Genomic DNA, 9,255 nt, shown 5'->3' on the forward strand with positions numbered 1-9,255 from the left:
GGCCACATGCTCGGCCACCGGCTGGTCACCATGGATCCGCTGCGCGGCATGGTCTCGACGACCACGACCGCCAGCCTGCTCTTCCTCGGCTCGCTGACCCTCTCGCTGCCGCTGTCGACGTCGATGACGGCGGCGTCCTCGGTCATCGGCGCCGGGAGCAACCAGCGCTTCGCGACGGTCAACTGGCCGCAGGGCCTGCGGCTCTTCTGCTACTGGGCGGCGACGCCGGCGGCCACCGGGCTGATCGCCGGACTGCTGGTGCTCGCCGGCTCGCCGCTGCTCGCCCTGGCCTGAGACGCCGACCGGAGAGATCGGCCGGAAGTTCCGCCGATCAGCCGAAGCGGCCGGAGACGTAGTCCTCGGTGGCCTTCTCCCGCGGGTTGTTGAAGATCGTCGAGGTGTCGTCGTACTCCACCAGCTTGCCCGGCTTGCCGGTGCCGGCGATGTTGAAGAAGCCGGTCTTGTCCGAGACGCGGGCCGCCTGCTGCATGTTGTGGGTGACGATGACGACGGTGTACTCCTGCTTGAGCTCGGCGATGAGGTCCTCGACCGCCAGCGTGGAGATCGGGTCCAGGGCCGAGCAGGGCTCGTCCATGAGGATCACGTCCGGCTTCACCGCGATGGTCCGCGCGATGCACAGGCGCTGCTGCTGCCCGCCGGAGAGGCTCGACCCGGGCTTGTCCAGCCGCGACTCGACCTCCTTCCAGAGGTTCGCGCCGCGCAGCGCGCGCTCGACGATGTCGTCGGCCTCCGACCGGCTGATCCGTGCACCGTTGAGCTTGTACCCGGCCAGCACGTTCTCACGGATGCTCATCGTCGGGAACGGGTTGGCCCGCTGGAAGACCATGCCGACCATGGTGCGCACGGTCACCGGATCGACGGCCGGGTCATAGATGTCGTCGCCGTCGAGCATGAGCTGGCCGGTCACCCGTGCTCCGGGCAGCACCTCGTGCATGCGGTTCAGACTGCGCATGAAGGTGGTCTTGCCGCAGCCCGAGGGGCCGATGAAGGCGGTGACGGCCTGGGCGTCGATGGTCATCGAGACGCCCTCGACGGCGAGGAAGTCGCCGTAGTAGACGTTCAGGTCTTTCGCGTCGATGCGCTTGGACATGTCGGGGGACTCACTCTTTCTGTGCAGGAGCAGGGCCGGGTGCGCCGACGGTGCGGTCAGCGCCCGCTGGTCTTGGGGGCGAACACCTTGGCGATGATGCGGGCGATCAGGTTCAGCAGCATCACGATGATGATGAGCACCAGCGCCGCCGCCCAGGCCCGCTGGTGGGAAGGCTCGGAGAAGGCCGGCGACGTCGGGTTGACGAACTGCCGGTAGATGTAGACCGGCAGGGCGGTGATCCAGCCCTGGAAGAGGTTCCAGTTGGTGTTCACCACATAGCCCGCCGTGACCAGGATGGGCGCCGTCTCCCCGATGACGCGTGCCACGGCGAGGGTGACGCCGGAAGCGATGCCGGAGACCGCCGTGGGGATGACGACCTTCAGGATCGTCCGCCATTTCCGCACCCCGAGGGCGAAGGAGGCCTCGCGCAGCTCGTTGGGCACCACGCGCAGCATCTCCTCCGTCGTGCGCACCACCACCGGAATCATCAGCACCGACAGTGCGACGGCCGCCGTGATGCCCATCGTCGAGCTCATCGAGCCGAAGAGCCCGGTCACCGCGTTGAGGGTGCCGAGGAACCAGGCCATGGCCGCGCCGGCGAAGAGGCCGGCGACGATCGACGGGATGCCGGTCATCACGTCGACGAAGAACGTGATGGCCCGGGACAGCAGGCCGCCGCGGGCGTACTCCACCAGGTAGATCGAGGTCAGCAGGCCGATCGGCACCGAGATGACCGTCGCGGCCACGGTGATGACCAGCGAGCCGATGATCGCGTGGCGGATGCCGCCGAGCACGGCGGTCCCCTCGGTCTGCGAGGCCTCGTCGACGGTGCCGGTGATGCCCTGCATGTCCGAGGAGAGGAAGCCCGGGGCCAGCAGACCCGGCACGCCGACGGAGACCACCGACCAGATGACCGAGACCAGCGGCAGCAGCGCGATGAGGAAGGCGATGAAGATCAGATTCCGCCACAGCTGGTCGGTGGCACGGCGGCGGTTCACCCGCGTCAGGGTGATCACGTAGGTGATGACCACGTGCAGCACGGCGGTGAAGATCAGCCAGCCGGCCACATTGAAGCCGATCAGCGCGGAGAGCGCGGATCCCAGGACGGCGGAGACGGCCAGCACGACCAGCCACTGCCAGCGCGGCTGGGCGTTCTGCGTGAGCCTGCTCCGGGTGCGGCCGCGCGTCTGCAGCGAGTCGTCCTCCGGAGCGCGCGACTCGGCGGCGTCGGGTGTCGTCGTGTTCGTCATCAGTTCGCTCCCGAGAAGTCCTTGTGCCGGCTGACGATCCACCGGGCCACCATGTTCACCAGCAGGGTGATCACGAAGAGCACCAGACCGATGGCGATGAGCTGAGCCTGGCGCTCCGAGCCCGGAGGCGCCTCCGGGTAGCCGAGGGCGATCTCCGCCGGGATGGTGCTGTTGCCCGACGAGATCAGCGAGGCGGTGAGCAGGCCGGGCGAGAGCACCAGCGTCACGGCCATCGTCTCGCCCAGCGCTCGGCCCAGGCCGAGCATGATGCCGGAGATGATGCCGGCGCGGGCGAACGGGAAGACCGTCATGGTGATCATCTCCCAGCGGGTGGCGCCCAGCGCCAGCGCGGCCTCCTCGTGCAGCTTCGGCGTCTGCACGAAGATCTCCCGGGAGACCGAGGTGATGATCGGCAGCACCATCACCGACAGCACGATGCCTGCGGTGAGAACTGTGCGGCCGGTCTGCGACGGGTCGCCGGCGAACAGCGGGATGAACCCGAGGTTCTCGTGCAGCCATTCGTAGCCCGGCACCAGCCCGGGGGCGAGGAAGCTCATGCCCCAGGCGCCGTAGACCACCGACGGGATGGCCGCCAGCAGGTCGATGACGTACCCGATCGGCTTGCTCAGCCGCGGCGGAGCGTAGTGCGAGATGAACAGCGCGACGCCGACGGCGACGGGCGTGGCCAGCAGCAGCGCGATGGCCGAGGCGATGAGCGTGCCGATCATCAGCGGCCACGCATAGTCGACGAACTGGCCGATGATCAGGCCGTCCTCGTCGTCGACGACGGCCGGCCCGGAGTTCAGGGTCAGGAACAGGACGACGAAGGCGAGGATCGCCAGGATCAGGATGCCGGCCGCCAGCGCCAGTCCGGCGAAGAGTCGGTCGCCGAAGACGCCGCGCGAGTCCGACCGCGACAGGGCGGTCGAGCCGCCGCGCCCGGTGCTGCGCGTCGGTGCGGCGCCGGTCGACGGATCGGTCGACGTCCGGGTCGACGTGTCGTCAGGAGTGGCCACGTGCTCTCCCTCTCAGCATGGATGCGGAACGGGGACGGGAACGGCGTCCCCATGGAGCGGCGTCCGGGAGCGGCCCGAGCGGGCCGTTCCCGGACGCCGGGGGCGGAGCCGCCGGTCGATCACTCGGCGACGGTGATCTGCTCCAGCGCCTCCTGGGCCTGGCTGCGCAGGTCCTCCGACAGCGGCGCGCTGCCGGCGGCCTCCTCGGCCGCGGCCTGACCGTCCTCGGAGATGACGTACTCCTCGAAGGCCGTGGCCAGGTCGACCGTCTCCTGGTCGGGGTACTCGTTGCAGAAGATGTGGTAGCTCACCAGCACGATCGGGTAGGCGCCGGACTCGGTGGTGTCGCGCTTGAGCTCGACCGCCTGGTTGTTCGGCGCCTGGCCCTCGACGGGCTCGGAGCTCGCGACGGCGTTCGCCGCGGCCTCGGCGGAGTACTCGACGTACTCCTCGCCGACCTGCACCGCCACGGAGTTCAGGTCGCCGACCTGCGAAGCGTCGGCGTAGGTGATCGCCCCGTCGGTCGAGCTGGTCAGGTCGACCACGCCGGAGGTCTGCTGGGCGGACTCGGCGGTGATGTCCTCGGGCCAGGTCTCCACCGGGCCCCAGGTCCAGGCGTCCTCCGCGGCGACCGACAGGTAGTCGGTGAAGTTCTCGGTGGTGCCCGAGTCGTCGGCACGGTGGACGACGGTGATCGGCGTGTCCGGCAGCTCCAGGTCCTCGTTGTGCTCGGCGATCGCCTCGTCGTCCCAGGAGTCGATCTCGCCGGCGAAGATCTGCGCCAGCGTCTCGGCGTCCAGGTTCAGCGTGCCGTCGATGCCCTCGACGTTGAACGCCACGGCCACCGGAGAGATGTAGGCGGGCACGTGGAAGGCGCCGTCGGGCCCGCAGACCTCCTTGGAGTCCTCCCACTCCTCGTCGGACATCGCTGCGTCGGAGCCGGCGAAGGAGTATTCGCCGCCCAGGAAGCCCTCACGGCCGCCGCCGGAGCCGACCGGCGCGTAGTTCACCTGCGCGTCCGCGGCCTCAGAGGCGAAGCCCTGCGTCCAGGCTGTCATGGCGGATTCCTGCGAGGAGGCGCCGCCGCCCTGCAAGGTGCCCTGGACGTCCACCGAGCCGCCGTCGCCGCCGTTCTCGGAGCCGCTGTCGGGGTTGTTCGATTCGCCGCAGGCCACCAGTGCCAGCGAGGCCACACCCAGGACGGCCGCCGCGCGGCCGAGTCGATCTACCTTCACAATGTCCCTCTCAGAGGTGTCGGAGTCGGCGCCGCAGCGCCGGTCGTGCGAGTCAGTCCAGCCGGTCGACGACGACCTCGGGAGAGGTCCGCCGCGCGCCGGGCCGTGTGTCACCGTAGGAACTTCAGGTGTCCAGACTGACCGTCGAAGGTGACCGTTCCGGGCAGAGAGGGTTAACGGTGCGTGAACCACGTCTCGCCAGCCCTGCCACGGCGCCGATCCGGCCGGACTGAGGCATCCGGTGTGATCTCCGACACATCGCGGCGTCGTCCCGCACGGTCGCCCCGCGCACGTGCGCCCGGCGCTCAGTAGACTGGAACGATGGATTCCTCCGCCGAGCACAGCGCCGCCTCCGGCGCCGGGCGCGCCGTCGAGCGCTCGGAGATCGTCGTCCGGCCGGCGCGCACCGCAGACGTCGCCGCCATCGTGGAGATCTCCCGTCCTCTGGTGGAGCGACGCGTCCTCATGGCCAAGGAGGCCGTCTCCTACTACGAGTCGCTGCAGGAGTTCCGCATCGCCGAGACCCCCGGCGGAGAGATGATGGGCTTCGGCGCCCTGCACGTGATGTGGGAGGACCTCGCCGAGGTGCGCACGCTGGCCGCTCGGGACGCATGGCGCGGCCACGGCGTGGGCTCGGCGCTGCTGGAGCGTCTGCTGACGGACGCCCGCGACCTGGGGGTCCGGCGGGTCTTCTGTCTGACCTTCGAGGTGGACTTCTTCCTGGCCCACGGCTTCCACGTCATGGAGAACCAGGAGGCCGTCGACCCGGAGGTCTACTCCGAGCTGCTGCGCTCGCCCGACGAGGGCGTCGCCGAGTTCCTGGACCTGGCGCGGGTGAAGCCGAACACGCTGGGCAACACCCGCATGCTCATCGAGCTCGACTGAGTCCGGCGGCGCCTCAGGACTGGTCGTCGACCACCGGCATCGTGCCGGTCGGCGGGGTCCGCTTGCGCAGCCCCGGCAGGTAGTCCGCGGCCTCCTCGGCCGGGATGCCGGCGCCGATCATCACGTCGACGATCATCGTCCGCACCAGCATGACCACCGCCTCGCCTTCGAGGGTGTCCACGCGCAGCCGCGCGGGATGCAGCTGCATGGCCACGGCGATCAGCCGGTCGCGGGCGTCCTCCATGCGACGCTCATAGGCCGGCCCCGGCTCGGCGACCGCCCGAGAGATCAGCTGGACGGCGTCGGCGAACTCGTCGAGCACCTTACCGACTCCGCGGGTGGCCGGATCGCCGAGCGCGGCGTGGTCGATGACGCTCACCGCCCGACGCGCGACCAGCCGCATGCTGCGCACCGCCAGATCGGTCTGCTCGGCGACGCGGCCCATCGAGCGCACGTAGTGCCGATGCCGGCGGTAGGCCGGCGAGTAGCGGGTCAGCTCCCGCGCGGAGGTCACCGCGCCGTGGACGTCGTCGAGCTGCGGCTGGATGCCGCGGGTGCGGATGAGCGCGTGCCAGGCCTCGCGGGACTCCGACCGCCGGATGCCGGAGGCGGTCTCGCGCAGGGCGGCGGCGAGCTCGTCAACCGCCCGACTGACCTCGCGGATGGGTTCGCGCCGCGGATCCTTCGGCGTCGTCAGCGCCACGACCATGGCTGTGATCCCGCCGAGCACGGCGTCGGCGCTGCGCGAGAACGGCCCGAAGATCCCGGCCTCCGGGGCGGGGATCATCACCACCAGCAGCGCCTGCAGCCCCATCTGCATCGCCAGCAGCGAGCTGGAGTCGAGGAAGCGGGCGAGCATCACCGAGACGAAGACGACGACGGCCGCGGTGATCGGCCCGGAGCCGAAGGTGTGCAGCATGGTGTCGCCGACGAAGATCCCCAGCGTGCAGCCGATGGAGACCTCGACGATCTTGCGCAGCCGCGGCTCCTTGGTGAACCCCAGGGCGATCATCGCAGCGACGGCGGCGAAGATCGGCCCGTTGTGCCCGAAGACGGCCTCGGAGAGCACGAACGCGCCGACGCCGGCGACCGTCATCTGCAGCGCCGGCATCCACGAGTGTCGCGCACGGATCGCTCCGGCCTTGGCCCGACTGGCCGCCATATGCGCCGTGCGCCGGAGAAGATGCCGCAGCGACGCGACGACGCCGGCCCGCCGTCGGAAGCCGCCGCGCGCCGGGGGCGCGGCCGCGTCGGCGTCGTCCGCCGCCCGACCGGGCCCTGCGGGATCTGCCTCGTCCGGTGAATTCGTCACGCCCCGAGTCTATGCGGTGGCGCGCTGACGCTCAGTCGACCGCCTCACGTCGCGACGCCGGTCGCCCGCTCCGGATGAGGGCCGACGCGGGCGGCCGCTCACCGCCCCAGGGCCGCCAGCAGCACCAGTCCCGTCGCGGCGAGGAACGGCAGGAGGAGCACGGCATGGAGGAAGAGGTGGCCCTTCATCACCGCCACGAACTCGCGCAGGAAGGCGCTCGGGATGAAGTAGCGCGCCGTCGGGGCGCCGGTGACCTCCGCGCGCAGACCCGCCCGGCGGGCCAGCAGGGCCGCACGCAGCACGTGGTACGTGTTGGTGACCGCCAGCAGCTCCCCCTCGCGGCCGGCCTCGATCTGGATCCGGCGCGAGTACGCCAGGTTCTGCGCGGTGTTCAGCGCCCGGGTCTCGGGCACGACGTCCTCGGCGGGGACGCCGGAGGCGAGCAGATGCTCGGCCATGGCCTCGCCCTCGGGACGCGACTCGTCAGGCCCCTGGCCGCCGGACGGGATCAACAGCGGCTTCGGCTCCGTCTCGCGGTGGACCTCGACCGCCCGGTCCAGCCGCGCCCGCAGCAGCGGGGGGACGCCGCCGTCGATGAGCCGCGAGCCCAGCACGACGACCGCCGCGGGATGCTCATGCCGCGTCGACCGGCCGTAGACCCAGGCATAGCTGAGGAAGACGAGGAAGGCGACCCCGACATAGGCCGAGGCGAAGAACAGCAGCACCGCCAGAGCGACCGACCAGGGCTCCTGGAGCAGGACCAGCCGCAGGCCCAGCATAGGCAGCAGGGCGAGGCCGATCCCGGCGAGCAGCGAGAGCATGTTCGCCGGCCGACGCCCCTCGCGACGCAGCATGATGAAGCCGTTGGCCAGCAGGAAGCCGCAGAGCACCACGACGCTGAGCGGCAGCAGGAGGATCAGCCCGAGCGTCACGAAGCCGAAGCCGGGCACCAGCTGACCGAGGATCTGCAGGACCCCGAGGGCACCGCAGCCCACGGCGGCGCAGAGGGCGACGCCGTTGCGCAGCATCCGACGGTCGCGGGACCGCCAGCGCAGGTAGAGCCCGGCGGCGACGGCGGCCAGGAGCAGCATGAACATGCCGCTCAGCCTATCGGCCCAGGTCGTCGCGGGAGCCGCCCTCCGAGCGTGCCGCCGAGGTCACTCCGCGCCGGCGAGGGTGAATTCGTGCGGATCCGAGGAGATGCCGCTGACGCTGATGCGAAGCTCGTAGGCGCCCCCCGGCAGCGACGCGTCCGGTTCGGCGCAGTCGACCGAGGAGTCCGCACGCGGCCAGGTCAGTCGGGCGGATTCCGGCTCGTCCGGCACCAGCTCGGTCGGCAGGGAGGTCTCCTCGAATTCGCACTGCGCCGTGGTGAAGACCTCCTCGCCGGCATGCGTGATCGAGTACTCCTGCTCGGCGGTGCCCAGATCCAGCGTGCAGGACTCCTCTCCGGTGTTCTCGACCTCCATCTGCAGCACCGGCGCCTCCTGGACGGTGTACTCCTCGGCGTCGGTGCTCGCGCGCACCACGACGTCGGACGCGGCGCAGCCGCCGTCGTCGGCGGGCGATCCCGACGACTCCCCCGAGGAGTCCCCCGAGGACTCCCCCGATGGTGAGTCGGAGGCCTCGCGGGACGGCGAACCGGAGGGCGGGTCAGAGGGCGAGGGGTCGTCCGACGAGTCCGCTCCGGCGGGGGTCTGCTCCGGCTCGTCGGCGGTGATCATTCCGATCAGCGAGGAGCCGATCCACCAGAGGATGACCACCAGCAGGACGGCGAGCAGCGCGACGACGAGACGACGCCGCCGATACACCGCCGGCGAGGGACGGGACGGCGAGCGCCGTGGACCGGGGGAAGCCATGGCGCCCAGGATATCGCCGCGGCCTGGACGCCGACGGAGCGTCCGACCGTGCCGCGGACGAGCTCTGCATCACGTCGCCGCGCGTCGAGAGGTCAGGACTGCAGGCGCTCCCCGAGCTGATGCACGCGGGCGGCGATGTCGTCGCGCACCAGTTCCATCCGCTCGCGCCCCTCGACGCCGCGCAGGCTCGGCTCGTCGGTCTCCCACCGCTCGACGGCGACACCGTCGACGTCAGGGACCTGAGCCTCGGCGCCGAGCACGACCACATGACCGGCCTCGCGCATCATCTCCTCGGTGAGCAGCCTCGGCGTCTCGGCGCTGATGTCGACGTCGACCTCGGCGAGCACCTCGGCCGAGAGGCTGTTGACCGCCGCGCCGGGGTGTGTCCCGGCCGAGGTCACACGGACGGCCTCAGCGGCGCCCGCGCGGGCGAGCTCGCGGCGCATCAGTCCGGCCGCCATCTGAGACTTGCCGGCGTTTTTCACACAGACGAAGAGCACACCGGGAGTGCGGGTCCGGTCATCGGCCATACGGGGTCCTCCTCGGGACGGCGGCGCAGACGCGCCGGGGCGGAATCGGGTCGTCGG

The 9,255-nt window shown here is 70.8% G+C and carries 10 protein-coding genes; 2 read left to right on the forward strand and 8 right to left on the reverse strand.

Annotation, left to right across the window (positions count from 1 at the left end; translation table 11 throughout):
* Positions 1–294, forward strand: a 294-nt coding sequence (locus GU5_RS14250) for an inorganic phosphate transporter (RefSeq protein ID WP_010524648.1), incomplete at its 5' end; no start/stop codon positions are given.
* A 37-nt stretch (positions 295–331) separates the two neighbouring features.
* Here the strand turns inward: GU5_RS14250 and pstB are convergent.
* From pstB to pstS, 4 genes are all read right to left on the reverse strand, one after another.
* Positions 332–1,111: a phosphate ABC transporter ATP-binding protein PstB gene (pstB, locus tag GU5_RS0105870; RefSeq protein ID WP_010524649.1), complete on the reverse strand. Its 780-nt coding sequence runs from the start codon at positions 1,109–1,111 to the stop codon at positions 332–334.
* 56 nt (positions 1,112–1,167) lie between these two features.
* On the reverse strand, positions 1,168–2,361 hold the full coding sequence (pstA, locus tag GU5_RS0105875) for a phosphate ABC transporter permease PstA (protein WP_010524650.1): 1,194 nt from the start codon (positions 2,359–2,361) through the stop codon (positions 1,168–1,170).
* Complete coding sequence (pstC, locus tag GU5_RS0105880) at positions 2,361–3,377, reverse strand: phosphate ABC transporter permease subunit PstC (protein WP_010524651.1); 1,017 nt, start codon at positions 3,375–3,377, stop codon at positions 2,361–2,363. Before pstC ends, pstA begins: the two co-directional genes overlap by 1 nt.
* 119 nt (positions 3,378–3,496) lie before the next feature.
* A complete protein-coding gene (gene pstS / locus GU5_RS0105885) occupies positions 3,497–4,612 on the reverse strand; it encodes a phosphate ABC transporter substrate-binding protein PstS (protein WP_029514055.1) in 1,116 nt (371 codons plus the stop codon).
* A 321-nt stretch (positions 4,613–4,933) separates the two neighbouring features.
* On the opposite strand from pstS, the gene GU5_RS0105890 reads away from it, so the two are divergent.
* A complete protein-coding gene (locus tag GU5_RS0105890) occupies positions 4,934–5,497 on the forward strand; it encodes an amino-acid N-acetyltransferase (RefSeq protein WP_010524653.1) in 564 nt (187 codons plus the stop codon).
* 13 nt (positions 5,498–5,510) lie between these two features.
* Here the strand turns inward: GU5_RS0105890 and GU5_RS0105895 are convergent, their stop codons facing one another.
* From GU5_RS0105895 to GU5_RS0105915, 4 genes are all read right to left on the reverse strand, one after another.
* A complete protein-coding gene (locus GU5_RS0105895) occupies positions 5,511–6,809 on the reverse strand; it encodes an aromatic acid exporter family protein (RefSeq protein WP_237704676.1) in 1,299 nt (432 codons plus the stop codon).
* Positions 6,810–6,907: 98 nt separating this feature from the next.
* Positions 6,908–7,906 (reverse strand): YdcF family protein, encoded by a 999-nt coding sequence (locus GU5_RS0105905; protein WP_010524655.1) that lies wholly within the window; start codon positions 7,904–7,906, stop codon positions 6,908–6,910.
* Between the two features lie 60 nt (positions 7,907–7,966).
* A complete protein-coding gene (locus GU5_RS0105910; RefSeq protein ID WP_139084334.1) occupies positions 7,967–8,668 on the reverse strand; it encodes a hypothetical protein in 702 nt (233 codons plus the stop codon).
* A gap of 92 nt (positions 8,669–8,760) precedes the next feature.
* Positions 8,761–9,198 (reverse strand): low molecular weight phosphatase family protein, encoded by a 438-nt coding sequence (locus tag GU5_RS0105915; RefSeq protein WP_010524657.1) that lies wholly within the window; start codon positions 9,196–9,198, stop codon positions 8,761–8,763.
* Positions 9,199–9,255: the final 57 nt, after the last annotated feature.

This window comes from Nesterenkonia sp. F, from assembly GCF_000220985.1.
Classification (GTDB): domain Bacteria; phylum Actinomycetota; class Actinomycetes; order Actinomycetales; family Micrococcaceae; genus Nesterenkonia.